The sequence below is a fragment of the Marinobacter sp. V032 genome (genome assembly GCF_052645435.1).
This window is the reverse complement of the sequence record NZ_JBQXYE010000002.1, coordinates 271,640-291,741: the sequence shown is the minus strand read 5'-3', so window position 1 is coordinate 291,741 and position 20,102 is coordinate 271,640. Positions and strand designations below refer to the sequence as shown.

General features: G+C 53.3%; 16 protein-coding genes and 1 tRNA gene. 4 read left to right on the top strand and 13 right to left on the bottom strand.

Annotated features, from left to right (window positions below; genetic code table 11):
* Window positions 1-6: 6 nt before the first annotated feature.
* The 4 genes from ACUN9X_RS12915 to sdhC are packed head-to-tail and all read right to left on the bottom strand — an operon-like array spanning window position 7 to window position 3,219.
* Window positions 7-711 carry a succinate dehydrogenase iron-sulfur subunit gene (locus ACUN9X_RS12915; protein WP_260037645.1) on the bottom strand — a complete coding sequence of 235 codons (705 nt, stop codon included), beginning with the start codon at window positions 709-711 and terminating at the stop codon, window positions 7-9.
* A 16-nt stretch (window positions 712-727) separates the two neighbouring features.
* Window positions 728-2,500 carry a succinate dehydrogenase flavoprotein subunit gene (gene sdhA / locus ACUN9X_RS12910; protein ID WP_260037646.1) on the bottom strand — a complete coding sequence of 591 codons (1,773 nt, stop codon included), beginning with the start codon at window positions 2,498-2,500 and terminating at the stop codon, window positions 728-730.
* 3 nt (window positions 2,501-2,503) lie between these two features.
* Window positions 2,504-2,851: a succinate dehydrogenase, hydrophobic membrane anchor protein gene (sdhD, locus tag ACUN9X_RS12905; protein ID WP_260037648.1), complete on the bottom strand. Its 348-nt coding sequence runs from the start codon at window positions 2,849-2,851 to the stop codon at window positions 2,504-2,506.
* Entirely contained in the window at window positions 2,842-3,219 is a 378-nt protein-coding gene (sdhC, locus tag ACUN9X_RS12900) for a succinate dehydrogenase, cytochrome b556 subunit (protein ID WP_260037650.1), read from the bottom strand. Before sdhC ends, sdhD begins: the two co-directional genes overlap by 10 nt.
* A gap of 703 nt (window positions 3,220-3,922) precedes the next feature.
* On the opposite strand from sdhC, the gene gltA reads away from it, so the two are divergent.
* Complete coding sequence (gene gltA / locus ACUN9X_RS12895; RefSeq protein WP_260037652.1) at window positions 3,923-5,197, top strand: citrate synthase; 1,275 nt, start codon at window positions 3,923-3,925, stop codon at window positions 5,195-5,197.
* 96 nt (window positions 5,198-5,293) lie between these two features.
* Window positions 5,294-6,190, top strand: a complete 897-nt coding sequence (locus ACUN9X_RS12890; RefSeq protein WP_260037654.1) for an NAD(P)-dependent oxidoreductase — start codon at window positions 5,294-5,296, stop codon at window positions 6,188-6,190.
* Window positions 6,191-6,294: 104 nt separating this feature from the next.
* Here ACUN9X_RS12890 and topA read toward each other — a convergent pair whose 3' ends face one another.
* From topA to fadB, 3 genes are all read right to left on the bottom strand, one after another.
* Window positions 6,295-8,940, bottom strand: a complete 2,646-nt coding sequence (gene topA / locus ACUN9X_RS12885; protein ID WP_260037655.1) for a type I DNA topoisomerase — start codon at window positions 8,938-8,940, stop codon at window positions 6,295-6,297.
* Window positions 8,941-9,259: 319 nt separating this feature from the next.
* The gene (gene fadA, locus ACUN9X_RS12880; protein WP_445473345.1) at window positions 9,260-10,435 is read right to left on the bottom strand and encodes an acetyl-CoA C-acyltransferase FadA; all 1,176 of its coding nucleotides are present in this window, start codon (window positions 10,433-10,435) and stop codon (window positions 9,260-9,262) included.
* A gap of 34 nt (window positions 10,436-10,469) precedes the next feature.
* Window positions 10,470-12,617 (bottom strand): fatty acid oxidation complex subunit alpha FadB, encoded by a 2,148-nt coding sequence (gene fadB, locus ACUN9X_RS12875; RefSeq protein WP_445473344.1) that lies wholly within the window; start codon window positions 12,615-12,617, stop codon window positions 10,470-10,472.
* A 530-nt stretch (window positions 12,618-13,147) separates the two neighbouring features.
* Between fadB and ACUN9X_RS12870 the strand changes: the two genes are divergently transcribed.
* The gene (locus tag ACUN9X_RS12870) at window positions 13,148-13,996 is read left to right on the top strand and encodes a hypothetical protein (RefSeq protein WP_260037660.1); all 849 of its coding nucleotides are present in this window, start codon (window positions 13,148-13,150) and stop codon (window positions 13,994-13,996) included.
* A 54-nt stretch (window positions 13,997-14,050) separates the two neighbouring features.
* Here the strand turns inward: ACUN9X_RS12870 and ACUN9X_RS12865 are convergent, their stop codons facing one another.
* Window positions 14,051-14,491 (bottom strand): hypothetical protein, encoded by a 441-nt coding sequence (locus ACUN9X_RS12865; protein WP_445473343.1) that lies wholly within the window; start codon window positions 14,489-14,491, stop codon window positions 14,051-14,053.
* Between the two features lie 235 nt (window positions 14,492-14,726).
* Between ACUN9X_RS12865 and ACUN9X_RS12860 the strand changes: the two genes are divergently transcribed.
* Complete coding sequence (locus ACUN9X_RS12860) at window positions 14,727-15,170, top strand: universal stress protein (RefSeq protein WP_260037664.1); 444 nt, start codon at window positions 14,727-14,729, stop codon at window positions 15,168-15,170.
* A 62-nt stretch (window positions 15,171-15,232) separates the two neighbouring features.
* Here ACUN9X_RS12860 and ACUN9X_RS12855 read toward each other — a convergent pair whose 3' ends face one another.
* The 5 genes from ACUN9X_RS12855 to ACUN9X_RS12835 form a co-directional block, all read right to left on the bottom strand.
* The gene (locus ACUN9X_RS12855) at window positions 15,233-15,895 is read right to left on the bottom strand and encodes a DUF6901 family protein (RefSeq protein ID WP_260037666.1); all 663 of its coding nucleotides are present in this window, start codon (window positions 15,893-15,895) and stop codon (window positions 15,233-15,235) included.
* 204 nt (window positions 15,896-16,099) lie between these two features.
* Window positions 16,100-18,010: an ATP-binding cassette domain-containing protein gene (locus ACUN9X_RS12850; protein WP_260037669.1), complete on the bottom strand. Its 1,911-nt coding sequence runs from the start codon at window positions 18,008-18,010 to the stop codon at window positions 16,100-16,102.
* A 14-nt stretch (window positions 18,011-18,024) separates the two neighbouring features.
* Complete coding sequence (locus tag ACUN9X_RS12845; RefSeq protein ID WP_445473342.1) at window positions 18,025-18,840, bottom strand: MOSC domain-containing protein; 816 nt, start codon at window positions 18,838-18,840, stop codon at window positions 18,025-18,027.
* Window positions 18,841-18,990: 150 nt separating this feature from the next.
* Window positions 18,991-19,065 (bottom strand) — tRNA-Gly (locus ACUN9X_RS12840).
* An 80-nt stretch (window positions 19,066-19,145) separates the two neighbouring features.
* Window positions 19,146-20,048, bottom strand: coding sequence for a TetR/AcrR family transcriptional regulator (locus ACUN9X_RS12835; protein WP_445473341.1), 903 nt, complete (start codon window positions 20,046-20,048; stop codon window positions 19,146-19,148).
* Window positions 20,049-20,102: the final 54 nt, after the last annotated feature.

The following is a 20,102-nucleotide window of genomic DNA, read 5'->3' as shown; positions in this document are numbered from 1 at the left end:
TGCTGATCAAGTCGCTCTCTGCAGCAGCAAGTTACGAATATGGCCAATCGCTTTGGTCGGGTTCAGCCCCTTCGGACAGACACTGACACAGTTCATGATGCCTCTGCAGCGAAATACGCTGAAAGGATCATCAAGATTGGCCAGGCGCTCGGCCTGAGCCTGATCACGACTATCCGCAAGGAAACGGTATGCCTGAATCAGACCTGCAGGACCAATGAACTTTTCCGGGTTCCACCAGAAAGACGGACAAGAAGTTGAGCAGCATGCACACAGGATACACTCGTACAGGCCGTCAAGCTTCTCACGATCTTCAGGTGATTGCAGACGTTCAATGGCCGGCGCAGGCTGATCATTGATCAGATACGGCTGCACCTTTTCGTACTGCTGATAGAACAAGGTCATATCAACTACCAGGTCACGGATGACCGGCAGCCCCGGCAAAGGCCGGATAACAAGCTTGTCTTTTTTAACGACTTCCGACATCGGCGTAATACAACCAAGGCCGTTTTTGCCATTCATATTAAGGCCGTCGGAACCGCAAACGCCCTCACGGCAGGAACGACGGTAGGCCAGCGACGGATCCTTCTCTTTTAGAAGGTTCAGAATGTCCAGCACCATCAAGTCCTTACCTGCAGGAACTTCGAGCTCAATATCCTGCATATAAGGGGCATTGTCAGTTTCGGGATTGTACCGATATACGCTTACCAACATTTCTGCGTCACCCCTCTTAATATGTCCGAATTTTTGGTTCGAACGTATCGACTGTTTTCGGTGCAAAGTTCACATCACGCTTGCCTACACGCTTTTCCAGCGGGAAGTACATCGAATGCTTGAGCCAGTTTTCGTCGTCACGCTCTGTAAAATCATTACGAGCGTGCGCGCCGCGGCTTTCTTTGCGCTCAACAGCGGATACTGCTGTGGCATAGGCAACTTCAAACAGGTTATCCAGTTCGAGCGCCTCAATACGATCTGTGTTGAACGCATTGCTGCGATCAGTCAGCTTGGTCTTACGAACACGCTCGCCGATCTCGCCGAGCTGGCGCAGACCTTCTTCCATGCTCTCACCGTCACGGAATACGCCGAAGTAAAGCTGCATGCAGTTTTGGAGCGCTTTGCGCACTTCTGCAACACTCTCACCTTCGGTTGTCGTATTCAGACGCTCAAGACGCGCCATTGCACGCTGAATGTCTTCTTCTGTCGCTTCCAGCGCATCATCACCATCACGCAACAGCTTTTCAATATGAAGACCAGCCGCACGACCGAACACCACGAGGTCAAGCAACGAGTTGCCGCCGAGTCGGTTCGCACCGTGAACGGATACACAAGCAGCCTCGCCACAAGCAAACAGACCATCGATGAAGACGTCGTTGCCGTTCTCATCCTGAGTAATTGCCTGACCGCCAACATTGGTCGGAATACCGCCCATCATGTAGTGGCAGGTTGGCACTACAGGAACCGGTTCTTTTACCGGATCAACGTGTGCGAATGTACGTGACAACTCACAAATGCCGGGCAGACGAAGGTTCAGCGTCTCTTCACCCAGATGATCCAGCTTCAGAAGTACGTGATCCTTATCCGGCCCACAACCCCGACCTTCAAGGATTTCGATAACCATCGAACGAGCAACAACATCACGACCTGCCAGATCCTTCGCATTCGGTGCGTAACGCTCCATAAAGCGCTCGCCTTCGGCGTTGATCAGATAGCCACCCTCACCCCGGCAACCTTCAGTGACCAGCGTGCCGGCACCGTAAATACCCGTTGGGTGGAACTGCCACATTTCCATATCCTGCACAGGAAAACCTGCGCGCAACGCCATACCAATGCCGTCCCCGGTATTGATCAGAGCGTTTGTGGTAGAAGCATAAATCCGGCCTGCACCGCCTGTAGCGAGAACCGTCGCCTTGGCTTTAATGTAAGCGACTTCGCCAGTTTCGATTTCAATGCCGATAACACCAACTACCTGACCCTTGTCGTTCTTGACCAGATCAACGGCGTACCATTCGTTAAGGAAAGTAGTACCACCTTTCAGGTTGGCCTGATAAAGCGTGTGCAAGAGCGCGTGACCGGTGCGGTCTGCCGCAGCACAGGTACGGGCAGCCTGTCCGCCTTTACCGTAATCCTTCGACTGACCGCCAAACGGACGCTGATAGATGCGCCCCTGCTCGGTACGGGAGAACGGAAGCCCCATGTGCTCGAGCTCAAATACGGCCTGAGGCCCCACTGAGCACATATATTCGATCGCGTCCTGGTCACCGATATAGTCGGAACCTTTAACGGTGTCATACATGTGCCAGCGCCAATCATCATTGGGATCCGAACTGGCAATTGCACAGGTAATACCACCTTGAGCAGAAACCGTGTGCGAACGTGTTGGGAACACCTTGGTAATACACGCGGTTTTGACGCCGGACTCGGTCAGCTGGAGCGCTGCACGCATGCCTGCACCGCCGCCGCCGATCACGATCGCGTCATATGAAATCGTTTTGATATTAGCCATTAATTAATGCCCCCACAGAATCTGAACACCCCAAACAACGTAGACGAACATAGCCGTCCCGCAGAGCGCCTGGATCAGGAACCTTGGCGCCGTCGCTTTTACGTAGTCCGTGGTAACCGTCCAGAGCCCGACCCAAGCGTGGGCACCCATGGAAATCAGCGCCATCAGACTGAAAATCCGGAACCAGGTTTGATGGAAAAGCGCTCCCCAGCTCGCATAGTCGACATCGGTAAACAACAGGAAGCCGAGCAGGAACAGGGTATAAAGAGCAAGTACGTAAGCGGTTACACGCTGGACCATCCAGTCATATGCGCCGCTACGTCCGAGGTTGGTAATGCTGCTTACTGCCATATCCAGACTCCCGCCAGAACAATGAGAATGACAGAGATGACAACAGTCGCCTTGGCCGCCAGACGACCACTTTGCAACTCTTCACCAATGCCCATATCCATAAGCAGGTGTTTGATACCCGCTACGAGGTGATATAGCAGGGCCGAAAGGATGCCCCAGATAATCAGTTTCGCCAGGAAACTGCTAAGCAAGTCATTTACCGCATTAAAACCGCTCTCGCCCTCAAGAGACAAATCCAGGCCGTACAAAAGGAAACCCATACCTATAAAGATAATGATTCCGCTCGTGCGGTGCAGGATCGAAGTGATCGCCGGCAATGGAAAATGAAACTTGCTGAGATCGAGATTTACTGGTCGTTTACTGTTCACAGCTCTCTCACACTCTTTATTGTCCGGCGTTACAACGTATTGATTCGCGGGACTGGTGGTTGGTGTAGTTCGATTATCTTTTCTTGCAGAACACTGGAGGGAGTATACCGCAGGTCAGCGCGTCGCCTTTGGCGCGAAGACCGGATATGTCCTCATTTCCGGGCTACGGATTATAAGGAGTGCCCCCCGGAATTACAAACAAGCAATGGACAGAAATGCCCTCACCTCAAGGCAGTTAGCGTTAATCGGTGCCAAGGCACCCCTTAATCCAACTCTTGATGGGCGACAGGGTAAGACCATGGTCTAACACTATCAACCACCCTAGTTGACATAGAAAAACTCGTCACATTTATGCCCTGATCTCCAAAGGATTGTGACTAAAAGCATGGAAAATCCGTCATCATCCATTGACAAAAAAAGCCAACAGCCTATATTTTGCCGCCACGCTTCAAAACTGCGTGCGGACCCAACGCCGGGTTAAAAGCGTCGATTTAGCGAAATAATCAGGCAAATGTCGGACTGCTTTCGCAGCTCCAGCACGTCTCCTGGCGTGGTTGGCCGTGACCTCACGGGACGATCTTGCAATAATATGCGTTTTCAAGAGAGCGACCGGCGGCAAAGCAACTGTTTTGTCGGATGTACGACGCGTGCGGGCGTTCCGGACCGCTTTCTTACGCCAGAAATGCTGATATAGGAGAGCACCATGACCGACAAGAAAGCACAGCTTTCGGTGGGTGATAAATCAATCGAGCTGCCCGTTTATGCCGGCACGGAAGGCCCCGACGTCATTGACGTCAGAAGCCTCGTCCAAGAAGGCGTATTCACATACGATCCAGGTTTTGTATCCACAGCAGCTTGCGAATCAAAGATCACCTACATTGACGGTGCCAATGGTGTTTTACTACACCGCGGTTATCCGATCGAACAACTCGCAGAGCATTCTGATTACCTCGAAGTCTGCTATCTGTTGCTAAATGGCGAACTGCCGACCAAGGAACAGGGCGACCTTTTCCGCGATACGGTCAAGCATCACACCATGATCCACGACCAGATGCGTCATTTCTTTAGCGGCTTCCGCCGCGATGCGCACCCTATGGCAATCATGTGTGGCGTAGTAGGCGCGCTTTCTGCGTTCTACCATGACCAGATGGACGTCACCAGTGAAGTGGAGCGGGAAATCACTGCGCACCGCCTGGTTGCGAAGATGCCAACCATTGCAGCCTGGTGCTACAAGTACTCTGTTGGTCAGCCATTCGTTTACCCGCGTAACGACCTCTCCTACTCGGAAAACTTCTTGCAGATGATGTTTGGCAATCCCTGCGAGAACTATGAGGTTAATCCGATCCTGGCCAAGGCTATGGATAAGATCTTTATCCTGCATGCCGACCACGAGCAAAACGCCTCCACGTCGACAGTTCGTCTGGCCGGCTCAACTGGCGCCAACCCTTACGCTTGCATAGCGTCTGGCATTGCAGCACTCTGGGGCCCCGCTCACGGCGGCGCCAACGAAGCTGTTCTGGACATGCTGGCAGAAATTGGTGACGAATCGAATATCGACAAATTCGTCGCCAAGGCAAAAGACAAGAACGATCCATTCCGCCTGATGGGCTTTGGTCACCGTGTTTACAAGAACTTTGACCCACGCGCCAAAGTCATGAGCGAAACCTGCCACGAAGTTCTGACGGAGCTCGGCCTGGAGAATGACCCCATGCTGCGCATTGCTCAGCGACTGGAGCAGATTGCCCTTGAAGACCCCTACTTCGTTGAGCGCAAGCTGTATCCGAACGTCGACTTCTACTCTGGCCTGATCCTGAAAGCTGTGGGAATCCCAACCTCAATGTTTACGGTCATCTTCGCGATGTCCCGCACCATTGGCTGGTTCTCCCATTGGAACGAAATGGTCAGTGGCGATTACCGCATCGGCCGTCCGCGTCAGCTCTATACCGGAGCAAGCAAACGCGACTATCCTGCAAAGTAATCAATTTGCACGGATTCCGAAAAGGGCTGCACATTGTGCAGCCCTTTTTTGTTTGTCACTGTATAAAAATAAAAAGTCATCGGAGGTAATCAGTTTATGGCGCTTAACATCACCTTTATCGGGCTCGGAGTGATGGGCTTTCCCATGGCCGGCCACCTTGCGAATGCCGGTCACACCGTCACTGTCTTCAACCGTAACCCGGACAAAGCAAACCAGTGGCTCCAGAAATATTCGGGAAGTGCCTGCGAAACAATCCGGGAAGCGGTCAAAGATGCCGATTGCGTGCTGACCTGCGTCGGCGCCGATCCCGACCTTGAGTCTGTATACCTGGGAAGCGACGGCATCATCGCCAATACCCCGTCAGGGGCACTGCTAATCGACCACACCACCGCGTCAGCGGGCATTGCCGAGCAGTTGGCCGCTGCAGCAGAAGATGTTGGGCATACCTTTATTGACGCCCCCGTCTCTGGCGGACAACAAGGTGCGGAGAACGGCAAGCTGACGATCATGTGCGGCGCTGCGGACGACGCGTTTTCACGCGCACTCCCCTTACTCGAGGCATATGGGCATGCCATCACTCACATGGGCAAGCCAGGCCGCGGCCAACTGACCAAGATGGTTAATCAAATTACCATCGCAGGGCTCGTTCAGGGACTGTCGGAAGGCCTGCACTTCGCCGAACAGGCGGGCCTGGATCAGCGAAAGGTGATCGACGTCATATCCAAAGGCGCTGCTCAGTCGTGGCAAATGGAAAATCGCGCCGACACGATGATCGCCGACGAATACGAACACGGGTTTGCTGTGAACTGGATGCGTAAGGACTTGGATATATGCCTGAGCGAAGCCAGAAAACGCAACGCTACCCTGCCTGTCACAGCGCTCGTTGACCAGTTCTATGCTGATGTCCAGGCCATGGGCGGCGGCCGCTGGGATACCTCAAGCCTACTCAGGCGATTGAGCACCCAGGCGCGCAGAGAGCAAAACAAAGACTGATAATCCGGCCATTCACCTCAGACTCACCTCAGGTAAAGGGCATAAAAAAAGGGGCGTGAAGCCCCTTTTTTCGTCGCTTGATGCAAAACAGCATCCAGTTAGCGTTATTTCTTTTTATCTTTTATTTCCCACTTTCCGCCGGAATAGTAAGCACTCCAACCGGTAGCCTTACCCTCTTTTTCCGTCATCACGTACTGTTCCTTGGTCTTCCGGCTGTAGCGAATGACCGCTGGATTCCCCTCAGGGTCTTTCTCAGGCGCATCCATCAAAAAGCCATACTTGGGGTCGATCTCGTCACGATGTGGCTTGATCTCTTTCACAAGCGGTGCTCGGGTTTCCCTGTTTTTCGGGAATTTGCTCGCAGCCAGGAAAAGCCCTGACGCACCATCGCGCAAGACATAGGTGTCGTCCACTTTTTCACATTGAAGCTCTGGCATCGGCACCGGATCCATCTTCGGTGGCGCAGGCTCCCCCGAGCGCAGAAGCTTGCGGGTGTTCTTGCATTCATCATTGGTACAGCCGAAATACTTGCCGAAACGGCCTGTTTTCAACTGCATTTCCGAGCCGCACTTGTCACATTCCAGAGTCGGGCCATCATAACCCTTTATCCGGAACGTACCCTCCTCAATTTCATGGCCGGGACAGTCTGGGGTATTGCCGCATACATGCAACTTGCGGTGCTCATCAATCAGATAGCTGTCCATCGCAGTGCTGCAAATCGGGCAACGGCGCTTCATCCGCAACAAGCGGGTCTCGCCCTCACCTTCCACATCGTCATCCGCGCTGACGACTTCGTCACCCGACACCAGGTTGATCGTCGTCTTACAGCGCTCCTTCGGAGGCAGCTGATAACCCGAGCAGCCCAGGAAAACGCCGGTACTGGCGACCCTGATCTGCATCGGTCGGGAGCAGGTTGGGCATTTGATATCCGTATCGGTGGGCGTATTACCGCGCATTCCGCCGTCTTTGGAATCAGTTCCAGCGCTATCAAGCTGCTTCTTAAAGCGACCATAAAAGCCATTGAGAACAGTTTTCCAATCGACGCCACCCTTGGCGATATCGTCCAGCTCTTCTTCAAGGCGCGCAGTAAAGTCGTAGTCCATCAGGTTGGTGAAGGACTCCTTCAAGCGATCGGTTACGATGTCACCCATCTTCTCCGCGTAAAAACGACGATTCTGGAGACGCACATAACCGCGATCCTGAATAGTGGAGATAATCGAGGCATAAGTGGAGGGCCGTCCAATACCCCGCTTTTCAAGCTCCTTCACCAGACTCGCTTCCGTGTAGCGCGGCGCCGGCTTGGTAAAGTGCTGGGTCGGATCAACTTTTGTCAGATCAAGCTGTTCGCCTACCTTGATGTCTGGCAGTGCAATGTCTTCGTCTTTTCTGGAAGCCTGAGGCGCCGCTTTAAGAAAACCTTCAAACTTGATTATGCGGCCACGGATCCGCAGCTCGTAATCCGCCGCAGCAACTGCGATTGAAGTGCTCAAAAATTCGGCATCCGCCATCTGACAGGCGATAAACTGACGCCAGATAATGTCGTAGAGGCGCTCAGCATCCTTCTCAAGCCCGCTAATATCAGCCGGGCGTCGGGTCACATCAGTAGGCCTGATGGCCTCGTGAGCCTCCTGAGCACCTTCCTTGCTACCGTATACCCTTGGCGCATCGGGCATGTAGTTCTTGCCGAACTGCTTCTCGATATACTCACGGCAACTGGTTACTGCATCCTGACTCAGGTTGGTAGAGTCAGTACGCATGTAGGTGATAAAACCGGCTTCATACAGACGCTGGGCCAGCATCATGGTTTTCTTGACGCTGAAGCTCATCCGGTTACTGGCTGCCTGCTGCAGCGTCGACGTAATAAACGGTGCGCTTGGCCTGGATTTGGTTGGCTTGTCTTCACGCTTGGCGACTTTGAAGTCGGACGCCTTCAGCGTTTTGACGTGTGCCGACGTTTCAGACTCACTGGTTGGGCGAAACGCCTTGTCGCCCTGGCGAGTGACTTCAAATCGCATGGGCTGCTTGGCATTCTGAGGCGTCAAATCCGCATGGACCTGCCAATACTCCTCAGGAATAAAAATACGAATTTCTTTTTCGCGCTCTACAATCAGCCGCACAGCAACAGACTGCACCCGCCCTGCTGACAGGCCTCTCGCGAGCTTGCTCCACAGAAGCGGCGACACCATGTAACCCACAACACGATCCAGGAAACGGCGAGCTTGCTGGGCGTTTACGCGATCCGTATCAAGCGTACTCGGCTCTTTAAATGCCTCTTTGATCGCGCGTTTGGTGATCTCGTTAAATACCACCCGGCGGTATTTATCGTCGTCGCCGCCGATCGTTTCCCGCAAGTGCCAGGCAATAGCCTCCCCCTCGCGGTCCAAATCCGTCGCGAGATAGACATGCTCGGCGTCTTTCGCGAGCCGCTTAAGTTCGCTGACGACCTTTTCCTTGCCGGGCAGTATTTCGTAACGCGCACTCCAGTCATTTTCCGGGTCAACACCCATACGATTGACGAGCTGATCTCGCGATTTACGAATCTTGTATTCCGCTTTCTCTTCAGGCGCCATCTTGCGCGTCAATGCCGCTTGGCGCGCGCGCTCTTTGGGATCGCTCTGAGTACCACTGCCGCTTACCGGCAGATCACGAATATGACCGACACTGGATTTCACGATGTAATCGGAACCCAGGTACTTATTGATGGTTTTCGCTTTTGCCGGTGACTCGACAATGACGAGATTCTTACCCATGGCGACGTTATGTTCCTTTCAAAGATATCCAGCAGTATAAATGGATACCCGGATGATCTGTTTCAGAGAGACACTGGACAGATGCCCCACTCCCGAAGCGGAAAGCAGCTCTTCAGTGCATCTCAATAATGGCGAAAAATCAGGCTGCTAGGGCATCACTCGCCTGCAGCTGAGTTATAGGTGCTCTGTTTTACAGGGTCAAGGTGATCAGCACAACCCATCAATGGCGTTTGAAGTCATGCTCGCTGTCAACGCTGCCTACCACTGACCTAAAAAAAAGCCCGGACAAACGCCGGGCTTTTTTCAACTCAGGGGACGATTAGATCCGTTCCCAGACAGTTGCTATGCCCTGCCCCAGACCGATACACATGGTGGAAACACCCAATGTACCGCCTTTGGCCTGCATAACGTGCAGCAGCGTAGTTGAGATACGCGAACCGGAACAACCCAGCGGGTGACCCAGCGCAATAGCGCCACCGTTAAGGTTGACCTTTTCATCAGCAACGCCCAGCAGCTTCAGATCCTTCAAAACTGGCAGAGACTGCGCAGCAAAGGCTTCATTAAGCTCCCAGAAGTCGATATCTTCAACCTTAAGGCCAGCGCGCTTCAGCGCCTTCTTGGTTGCTGGTACCGGACCGTAACCCATGATCGCGGGATCACAACCGGCAACGGCCATGCTCCGGATCTTGGCGATAGGCTGCAGACCCAGTGCTTGCGCACGCTCCGCAGACATCAGAACCATCGCAGATGCGCCGTCTGTCAACTGCGAAGAGGTACCCGCAGTGACGGTGCCGTTTTTAGGATCAAACGCCGGACGCAACTGACCCAGTGACTCCACTGTGGTCTCTGGACGAATAGTTTCGTCGTCCTCAATGAGGACTTTGAATCCATTTTCGTCATGACCTTCAATGGGCACGATCTCGTTCTTGAATCGACCTTCAACTGTCGCTTCATGAGCCAGGCGATGTGAACGCGCTGCGAACTCATCCTGCTGCTGACGGTTGATGCCATGCATCTTGGCCAGCATTTCAGCAGTCAGGCCCATCATGTTCGAGGCCTTGGCACTGTATTTGGATGCTGCCGGGTTGTGATCGAAGCCTTCAGTCATGGGAACGTGCCCCATGTGCTCGACACCACCCACAACGAACATCTCGCCATTGTTGGTTTGAATGGCCTGTGCCGCAGTGTGAATTGCAGTCATGGCCGAACCACACAGACGGTTGACCGTCTGGGCAGCGGACTCGTGTGGCAGGCGTGTCATCAGGGAAATCTGACGCGCTACGTTAAAGCCCTGCTCTTTGGTCTGGTTTACACAACCCCAAACCACGTCTTCAACTTCTTTCGGATCCAATTTTGGATTGCGATCAAACAGCGCTTCGATCAATGCAGCAGACAGGTTCTCTGCACGCACGTTGCGGAAGCATCCGTTTTTAGCGCGACCCATTGGAGTCCGCACGCAATCGACGACGACAACGTCTCTCGGATTAAGGCTCATAGATCTGTCTCCGTTCGGAAATCTCGTTCAGGGTTCAACCGAAGAACTTCTCGCCGGTTTTGGCCATTTCACGCAGCTTCTCGGTCGGATGATACAAAGGACCCAGATCTGCAAACTTGTCTGCCAGTTCGACGAATTCGGCAACGCCCATATCGTCGATGTAACGCAGAGCACCACCACGGAACGGAGGGAAACCGATACCGTAGACCAGACCCATATCGGCATCTGCAGGTGACTCAACAATGTTATCTTCCAGGCAGCGAACGGTTTCCAGGCATAGAGGAATCATCATTCGCGCAATGATGTCTTCATCGCTGAAGTCATTCTTGCTCTGAACGACAGGCTCAAGCAGTTTGTAGGTTTCTTCGTCTACAACCTTCTTCTGCTTACCTTTACGGTCCAGCTCGTACTTGTAGAAGCCTTTGTCGTTCTTCTGACCGTAACGGTCATTATCGAACATCACGTCAATGGCTGTTGTGCCTTCATGCTTCATGCGATCCGGGAAGCCGTCAGCCATTACTTCGCCTGCGTGCTTGCCTGTGTCCATGCCGACAACGTCAAGCAGATACGCGGGGCCCATCGGCCAGCCAAACTTCTCCATAACCTTGTCGACTTTCTGGAAGTCAGCGCCGTCACGTACCAGGCCGATAAATCCACCGAAGTATGGGAACAGAACACGGTTAACCAGGAAGCCCGGGCAATCATTCACGACGATCGGGGTTTTGCCCATTGCCTTGGCGTACGCCACGGTAGTGGCAATCGCACGGTCACTGGTCTTCTTGCCACGGATAACTTCAACCAGCGGCATCATGTGTACCGGGTTAAAGAAGTGCATGCCGCAGAAGTTTTCAGGACGCTTGAGGTTTTTCGCCAGCAGATCGATAGAAATAGTCGATGTGTTGGAGGTCAGGATTGCGTCATCGCGAACGTGCTCTTCAGTTTCGCGCAGTACTGCATCTTTGACTTTCGGGTTTTCGACAACAGCTTCAACAACCAGATCCACACCCTTGAAATCACCGTAATTAAGGGTTGGAGTGATGCTGTTGAGAACATCAGCCATTTGCTCGGGCTTCATCTTGCCCTTGCCTACGCGCTTGGTGAGCAGCTTTTTGGCTTCTTTAAGGCCCAGCTCAATGCCGTCCTGATTGATGTCCTTCATGACGATGGGCGTGCCTTTCAGTGCAGACTGATACGCAACACCGCCACCCATGATGCCTGCACCCAATACGGCAGCAAGCTTCACGTCGTTCGCTTCTTTTTCCCAGTCCTTGGCCTTTTTCTTAAGCTCCTGATCGTTCAGGAACAGACCAACAAGACAGGCAGCAACATTGGTTTTCGCCATTTTGGCAAAACCTTTTGCTTCTACTTCCAGAGCTTTGTCACGGGTAAGGCCGGCATGCTTCTGCATGACTTTGATTGCCTCAACCGGAGCCGGATAGTTTTTACCCGCCTGCGCGCCAACAAAAGCTTTAGAGATCTCGAACGCCATCATGCTTTCCATGGCATTCAGCTTGATCTTGCCTTTCTTCTCTTCGCGGCGCGCCAGGTAATCCAGCTTGCCTTCGTTGCACTGATTGATCAGAGACAGCGCGGCTTCCAGCTGCTTGTCACCTTCAACAACCGCATCGACTGCGCCTGTTTTAAGGGCCTTGTCAGCACGGTTTTCGCCACCGGCCGCAATCCATTCTACGGCGTAATCAACGCCAATCAGGCGCGACAGACGCACGGTACCGCCGAATCCGGGGAAGATGCCGAGCTTGACTTCTGGCAGGCCAACCTTCGCTTTTGGATCCATGATGCGGTAGTCGGTAGCCAGGCAGATCTCGAAACCGCCGCCCAGCGCCATACCATTAATGATGGTAACGGTCGGGAACGGCAAGTCTTCGATTGCACTGAATACTTCGTTCGCTTTGAGGTTATTGGCTACCAGATCTTCTTCAGAGCCAGCAAACAGCTCTGTGAATTCGGTGATATCAGCGCCAACAATAAAGCTGTCTTTGGAACTGGTTACCACCAGCCCTCTGATATTCTTGGCTGCTTTCAATTGGTCGGCTGCGGCACCAAGCTCTTCGATTGTGAGGCGATTGAACTTGTTAACTGACTCGCCTTGGAGGTCGAAGTTCAGCTGAGCGATTCCGCCTTCGATCTCTTTAACCGTGATGGCTTTACCTTCGTAAATCATCAACTGATCTCCAGTCTGTGTTTGGAACTGCTATTGAGCGCCGGTTTCTGGCTTTGTTCCAAGCCATAAAAACCCACGTTGTTTGCAGAGAGATTTCGGTCACTGCCCGATTATCAACACCGAAATTCATACGGTCGTTTGAATCGAGTGCTGCACACGATGTGAAAAAATCCGTCGTTTGTCAATTTGTTTCTTTCTGCTAAGGGTACTGCAGAGCATGCGGACACCGGCCTTGATTGAGCGCTGGCGTAATTAGACGAGCAAATACATAAGGTTGTAAGCACTTTTTGGCTCTGCGCACGAAAACAGGCTCCCATCGGTAAAATAAGTTTACAAAACGGGGTTCTCGTACTTACCCAAAACCGCTTGATTGGCGCGCGCAGTTAATTTAGCCTCAAACTCAAACCGGCGTCCAACAGCCTAATGGCACTACAGACAATACGCTTATAACCGAAAGAACAACAAGCCTCGTTGTTGCGCCGAATAATAACAACACCCTTCTGACAATAAGAAACTGGAGATCGACACCGATGACCCACAACGGTAATTGGTTAAGGGGATGCGCGACACTCATCGTTGCCCTCACCCTGTCTACCGCCTCTTTCGTAGCGCAAGCTGCGAGTGACCCGCTTCTGGCCAGCCTCCACCATTTCCGGATCAGTAACTTTAGTGCGCTCAACGCGTATTACCAGTTCACTGTCAGCGGTGATACCGAAATACTGAACGAAGTTGTTGCTGCGGTGAACGACTCCAACTCCGAAATGAACACAATCAGCACCGATGCCAAAGGTGTGCTTAATGACGATCAGATCAGCCAGCTCACCAAAGAGTTCGACAGCTACAAGAATCTGATGCGTCAGAACATTAACGATGTCAGAAAGAACGGCTACCCGGATCTGCGTCTGGTGTCTGACATGGCCAACCAGGCTCAGACACTGAGCGTTATCTCTGACGAGCTGTATGAGATTTCCCAGTCTTCAGAGGGTATTCAGGTCGATCAGCGCGTTGAAGCGGCCCGCTCTGCTGCGCTGCTGATGGCGAAGATGATGACCAAGTATTCGGCGCGCTCAACATCTTCTGTGTCGCAAACTTTTCAGGGCGCAGCCTCTGAAGAAGCACTTGACGTGCAGGCGAGGAAATTCGACTCCCTCATCAGCCAGATTACGACTAACAACACCTACACAGGTGAGCTGAAGGAAACGCTTCATAGCGTTGCGTCCAAGTGGGGATTTATTCGCGGATCCTATATTAACTTTAACGAAAACAACGTCTCTTTCGTTATTGATCGCTACTCAAAAGGCATTCTGAGCGAGCTCAACGAAGCGATCAACCTGATGACCGGAACCACTTCGCAAGCCGGCAATCAAGCCACCAGCTAAGCAATAAGGCGAGTCAAATAACAGGCGGACACTGGATGACCAGCGTCCGCTTTTTTATGGGCGAACCAGCACATTTATCTGAGTCAGGCTGCGATCCAGTTCATCGCGGACGCCGGACTCGTCCCAAACAAAACCTACCCCCCTTCCGTCGATGAACCAAGCTTTGAAAGCCCCGGACAGCGGCACTAACTCAGCGGCCTTATCAAGCCCGGCGAGTGCTGTTCCGCTCGCAAATACCGCCGGCCCGCTTCGCCCATCAACACCTTGAGGCACATCGCGTTCCCAGGGTTTCCAGTATAGGTATAAGGCTTCGTCAGGATCGCCCGACCCTAACTGGGTTCTCAGCGCCCCCTTTACGGACTCAACACGAAACCCCTCACGCACCGCCTGATTTCTTAAATGCATCCTGCGACGCTCGTCGGCAGAGGGGCGTAACCAGAAAATTGAACCAACGATAAACCCCAACGCAAGGACAACCACTACAGTCAGCAACATGGCGCTTCAAGCCTCCGCAGGAAAATGATGCTCAATGGCAAAAATCCCAACTGCTCGGCAGCGGAACAGCTGCGATCGTTTTACATTAAGGCTAGCCTGTTTCAGCCCGTTCGTTGGTAAGTTATGTGAATTAGTGCAATTCGTAATTCGCTGGCGTTTGACCAAACGAGGGCACTAAACTGGAACTATAGTGTTACCTGAACTGAACAGCTTCTGAAGCGAAGGAGATCTCCATATGGCCCTTTACAACATCATGCTTGCCGCGATCGACCTCACCGACGAAGCGGATCAGGTCATCCAGCGAGCCCAGGAACTACGAGCGATGCATGAAGCTGACCTCATACTGCTTCACGTGGTTGAGCCCGTTGGCTACGCGTACGGCGGCGATATCCCCATGGACCTGACCGAGTTACAGGATCAACTGGATTCTGCTGCAAAAGAACAACTGGCGGTATTCGGAAGAAAGTTCGATATCCCACCAGAGAACCTGGTGGTTGCGGTCGGACGTCCGGAAGCAGAAATACACCGGGTATGCGATGAACGAGATGTCGATCTGGCGATTATCGGCAGTCACGGGCGGCACGGCATTCAATTGCTACTGGGCTCTACCGCCAACGGCGTTTTACACGGCGCCAAGCGCGATGTCCTGGCCGTTCGCATCAATACGGATGACAACTAGGCCTTTAAGACACTGAGCCGGCGGTCACGAGATCGCCGGCCTGCCAACATGCCGGTGCCTGATTACCCCAGCCGGGATTCGAGCTTCCGCAACTGAGTCTCCAGAGAAAAACTCACACTGGATGCCATCGAGAAGAAATTGAGAAGTGCCTTGAGGTTGCCATCCCCCTTGCAGGCAGAGTGTATTCTCTGCCACAACGCCTGATTCACCAGTTGCAAACGCTGGTTTCGCTCCACCAGGCCCTTCAGCTCCCAGTCAGGCGTTCGATGATTACGCTTTTCAAAATACTGCTGCAGCAGATAAAGCGACACGCTGCGCTGAATAAACTCGTCGGAACTGGCGAAAGGCATATGGTGAATCGCCATGGGCCGAAGTTGCGAAAGCAGAGGGCACTGGCTGGTCGCCATTGTCAGCCCCAGTAGCGAACGCAGCCCTTCTTCCAGCGTTGTATCCTTTGAATAGCGCCGGCGATCGTCTTCTACATCCACCCTTACCTTCTGATAGGCATTATCGTCACCGAGGTCTTCAACAATAGGCACCATATCGAGTGCCGCCGGACAGTGCTTGTGCGTTTTGCTACTTAGCGGACAGTTTGAGCACTGGCAATACGCCAAGCGGGTCCAGTCAGGCGCGCCAGCGTCAGGCGCTGATGACTGGCGATCGATATCAACCCGGAATGTTCGGGTATCGCCTTCGCTAAAGGTAAAGGCGTAAATTACATTCATTCAAACTACCTTCTTGGCTTTACCCGCTCACTATTCCGCGAGTCTAAACGGAGCCCATTCCGTCCAGGACAGGGCTTTATATCGCCGGGCAGTGTATAGCAGTACAGGAAGGCGTGGCGTGCACTGCCCACAGAAAGGAGCGGCCGGATGACCAGGAAAAGTGATCGGCTTAACAGTTCCAGCCAGCGCTCGCCCCAGCCCTTACTAACCCGCCATTTCCTCAAGCTCCATCCAACGTTCAACTTTTGACTCAAGCGCCTTTTCTTTCTCAGCCATGCCTTCCAGAACAGCGGTGACTTCGTCATGAGGCCTTGAATAGAATGCACTATCGGAAACCTGAACCTGATCTGCCGCAATCGATTCTTCGAGTGCTGCGATTTCGCCCGGCAATTGTTCGAGCTCGTGTTTCAGCTTGAAGCTCATTTTTTTTGCCGGAGCCTTGGGCGAAGGCGTGGTGGATTTCGGAGACTCTTTCACCGGAGGCGCATTTTTACGGGATGACGACTTTACTTCGGCCTCGGTGGGGAATCGACCACCCTGACGTCGCCAGTCGCTGTAGCCGCCAACAGCAGCACTGACCTGCCCTGATCCGTCGAGGAACAGGGTATCGGTCACAACATTGTCGAGGAATTCCCGGTCGTGACTGATGACCACAACTGTGCCGGCAAAAGACACCAGTTGAGATTCCAGCAACTCAAGCGTCTCAACATCCAGATCGTTCGTTGGCTCATCCAGTACCAGAATGTTGGCAGGCTTACTGAACAGTTTGGCCAGCATCAACCGTGCCCGCTCACCGCCAGAGAACACACGCACCGGAGACCGAGCCCGTTCCGGGGTAAACAGGAAATCCTGAAGGTAGCCCAGAACATGCTTTTGCTGCCCGTTGATTTCGATGAATTCCCGACCTTCTGACAGGTTATCCAGAGCATTCAGTTCGTTATCCAGCTCACCGCGCAACTGGTCGAAATAGGCGACAGACCGGTTTGTGCCCAACCGCACCTGTCCTGAGGTGGGTTCGAGCTCGCCCAGCAGCAAGCGCACGAGCGTCGTTTTACCTGTGCCGTTCTCGCCAATCAAACCGATTTTGTCACCGCGGATAACCGTGTAATCGAGTTCATCGATGATGCGCTTTCCGCTCGGATAGGCGAAGCTCGCCGCAGTCGCCTCAACCACCAGTTTGCCGGATTTCGCTGCATCTTCGACCGAAAAGCTGGCATTGCCGCTGCGCTCGCGGCGCTGCTTTCGATCTTCCCGCATGGCCTTCAACGCACGTACTCGCCCCATATTCCGGGTGCGCCGCGCCTTTATGCCCTGGCGGATCCAGACCTCTTCCTGCTTCAAACGCTTGTCAAACAAAGCGTTCTGGCGCTCCTCCTCTTCCAGCGCTTTCTCTTTCAGCTCCAGATAATGATCGTAATCCGCTGAGAAACTAACCAGTTGTCCGCGATCCAGCTCCACCACTCGGGTCGCAATGCGACGGATAAAGGCCCGGTCGTGACTGACAAACAGCAAGGCGCCGCTGAACTGGCGCAACGCGTCTTCCAGCCAGGCAATCGCAGGAACATCAAGATGGTTGGTGGGCTCATCCAGCAACAGGATATCGGGCTCGGCCACTAGCGCCTTGGCAAGCAGAACGCGCCGCTGCCAGCCGCCAGACAAGGTATTCAGCGTTTGGTCGGGATCGATCTTGTATTGCGCGAGAATAGCATTGACCTTTTGATCTAATCGCCAGCCATCCAACGCTTCGAGCCGATCCTGGACTTTCATCAGTCGATCGAGGCTGGCTTCATCCGCCTGTTGGGAAAGCGCATGGAATTCGGCCAGCACTTCGCCTGTTTCAGGAAATGCGCCCGCAACAACTTCATAGGCCGTGCGGGTATCGTTTGATGGCAGCATTTGTGGCAATACGGACAACACCGCGCCATCATCAAGCCTTACATGGCCGCCATCGGGCGTGACTTCACCAGTCACGATTTTAAGCAGGGTGGACTTGCCTTCGCCATTGCGCCCAAGCAGACAGACTCGCTCACCGCGCTCCATCACCAGCCGTGCATCGTCCAGCAATGGCTTGAGCCCGAAAGCGAGTGATACTCCATCTAACGTAAGCAATGGCATGTGCCGTTTATCCTCTACTCTGAAATTTCGAACTGATCGCCGACCTTAATCGGGCCAGCACCATCGTGTACCGCATTCATTCCGAATATCACACCGGCATCCGTTCGACGAAACGAACCCAGTTCGCGAAGCGGCTGCCGGTCATCTGACTTAACGCCTAACCAGGGGTCGACTGTCGTCATAATGCACCGTGAGCAGGGCTTGACCAGCGTTAGCGTCAACCCTTCCCTTGTAAGCGTTCTCCACCGATCTTCGGCAAATGCCTCACCACCGGACACCACGATGTTCGGCCGAAATCGCCGCATTTCAATATTGCTGCCAATCCGCCTGGATAGCGCGTCCAGCGATGCCTGATGAGTGACCAGGAACGGGAACCCGTCAGCAAACCCGACCCGGCGCCCCGGCTCGGTGAAACGGGTATCAGCCTCGCGCACAACATCCTGCGGCATATACACCAACTGGACCTGCAGGCCCAGAAAACGGCTCAACGCTTCCGATGACGCCGGCTTGGCGACAATCGCCCTGACGGTATCCTTCCAAACGGTCACGGCAAGGCTCTGAGAACCCAACTCAACAGCGACAATGGTTTCGTCAATGGATGGCGGGATGGCGGGGAAACAGAGCTGCAGCCCCGATGAGGTCAATTGCGCCGAGACCTGTGCAAGACGCGGCTGCTCGCGCTGGGTCACGAACTTGCCATCAGAATCAACAATCATCCAGCGACGATCATTCAGAGGCCCGAAATCCGACAGGTCAAGCGAATCGACCGCGATACCACGCAAGGACTTCACAGGGTAATAGTACAGCTGCTCAACGGTGAGTAATGCCATCTCTTGGCTCCGTTATAAAACTAAAGGATACCAGTGAGCCCCGCCGAAACCGAGCATTTCAATCCGGCCTGCCCCGACCCCGGCCTCAGATGCAATTTCAGATGCCATAAACGAAAAAACCCGACTCAAAGAGCCGGGTTTTCTGAAATCTGGAGCGGGAAACGAGATTCGAACTCGCGACCCCAACCTTGGCAAGGTTGTGCTCTACCACTGAGCTATTCCCGCTGAACGTTGTGCTGAACCTTTCGGTTACTCTCTACAACGGGGCGGGATTATACGGAGCGATTTTTAAGGGCGCAACACCTTCAAATATTTTTTTCACTTTCAGGGTCATTTTCCTGGCTTTTACCGGGCATTGAACATTCTTCGGGAGCAATTGCAGCCCGCTGGCTCAGTACTCGTTCAGCCATGCATGATGGATCGACACCCATCAACATGCCCAAAGTACGCCCTAATGATTCCTCCAGAAATGCAGGGTTAAACCGGTCACGGAACAGCACACCGTCATACCCCATCCCTGAAACTAGAGAAACGATCAGAGCTGCATCCCGCTTCGGCTGGTCAGTATTCAAACGGCACAATACCGATTCAACACCTTTATACCAGGCCCGTCGGTATTGCCTGGCCAATGTATGCAGTTCCGGTTCACGCATTGCCTCAAACAGGAACACCTGTTCCGTCAGAACGGCTGACTGATGGAATCGAAACTCCTCACAGAAATAATCAGCAATAAACCTGGCAACCTGAGCGGCAACTTCGCATTTCCCTTCAGGGGACTCAAGCAACCCTTGTCGTTGCGCTTCATCGATAAGTGCATTCAGGCGTACATGATAATTATCGAGCTTTTCCTTTGCCTTCTCTGCGAACAACATGAAAGCGTCGCGGATCAGTTCCGAAATATCACGAAAATAATAAGTCGTTGATGCCAGAGGAACGCCCGCGCGGCGGGCTACCGCCCGATGCTTTACACCACGAACCCCTTCCACCGCAGCAATTTCAAGGGCAGCCTCAAGAATCTGCACACGTCGATTTTCACTTTTCGCCCGGGCTGCTTTCCGCCCGTTATAGTGGATCGAATCTTTGAGTGTGCTACTCAGCTTTACTTTGGCTAGGGTGTCGTCATCTATCATTGTGCTGGTCCATGGCATGTCCTGTTCGTGAGCAACGTCACCACGCTGGCCGAGCGGAATATTGGGATCACGGCGCATCTCGTGCCAGCGTTCCGTGGCTACCCATGGTGTGCGCCCGCGTCGTTCAATTGT

Excerpts from the sequence above, each read along its gene's own strand:
- ACUN9X_RS12915 (WP_260037645.1), bottom strand. The coding sequence starts at position 711 with ATGTTGGTAAGCGTATATCGGTACAATCCCGAAACTGACAATGCCCCT.
- sdhA (WP_260037646.1), bottom strand. The coding sequence starts at position 2,500 with ATGGCTAATATCAAAACGATTTCATATGACGCGATCGTGATCGGCGGC.
- sdhD (WP_260037648.1), bottom strand. The coding sequence starts at position 2,851 with ATGGCAGTAAGCAGCATTACCAACCTCGGACGTAGCGGCGCATATGAC.
- gltA (WP_260037652.1), top strand. The coding sequence starts at position 3,923 with ATGACCGACAAGAAAGCACAGCTTTCGGTGGGTGATAAATCAATCGAG.
- ACUN9X_RS12890 (WP_260037654.1), top strand. The coding sequence starts at position 5,294 with ATGGCGCTTAACATCACCTTTATCGGGCTCGGAGTGATGGGCTTTCCC.
- topA (WP_260037655.1), bottom strand. The coding sequence starts at position 8,940 with ATGGGTAAGAATCTCGTCATTGTCGAGTCACCGGCAAAAGCGAAAACC.
- fadA (WP_445473345.1), bottom strand. The coding sequence starts at position 10,435 with ATGAGCCTTAATCCGAGAGACGTTGTCGTCGTCGATTGCGTGCGGACT.
- fadB (WP_445473344.1), bottom strand. The coding sequence starts at position 12,617 with ATGATTTACGAAGGTAAAGCCATCACGGTTAAAGAGATCGAAGGCGGA.
- ACUN9X_RS12870 (WP_260037660.1), top strand. The coding sequence starts at position 13,148 with ATGACCCACAACGGTAATTGGTTAAGGGGATGCGCGACACTCATCGTT.
- ACUN9X_RS12865 (WP_445473343.1), bottom strand. The coding sequence starts at position 14,491 with ATGTTGCTGACTGTAGTGGTTGTCCTTGCGTTGGGGTTTATCGTTGGT.
- ACUN9X_RS12860 (WP_260037664.1), top strand. The coding sequence starts at position 14,727 with ATGGCCCTTTACAACATCATGCTTGCCGCGATCGACCTCACCGACGAA.
- ACUN9X_RS12855 (WP_260037666.1), bottom strand. The coding sequence starts at position 15,895 with ATGAATGTAATTTACGCCTTTACCTTTAGCGAAGGCGATACCCGAACA.
- ACUN9X_RS12850 (WP_260037669.1), bottom strand. The coding sequence starts at position 18,010 with ATGCCATTGCTTACGTTAGATGGAGTATCACTCGCTTTCGGGCTCAAG.
- ACUN9X_RS12845 (WP_445473342.1), bottom strand. The coding sequence starts at position 18,840 with ATGGCATTACTCACCGTTGAGCAGCTGTACTATTACCCTGTGAAGTCC.
- ACUN9X_RS12835 (WP_445473341.1), bottom strand. The coding sequence starts at position 20,048 with ATGCGCCGTGATCCCAATATTCCGCTCGGCCAGCGTGGTGACGTTGCT.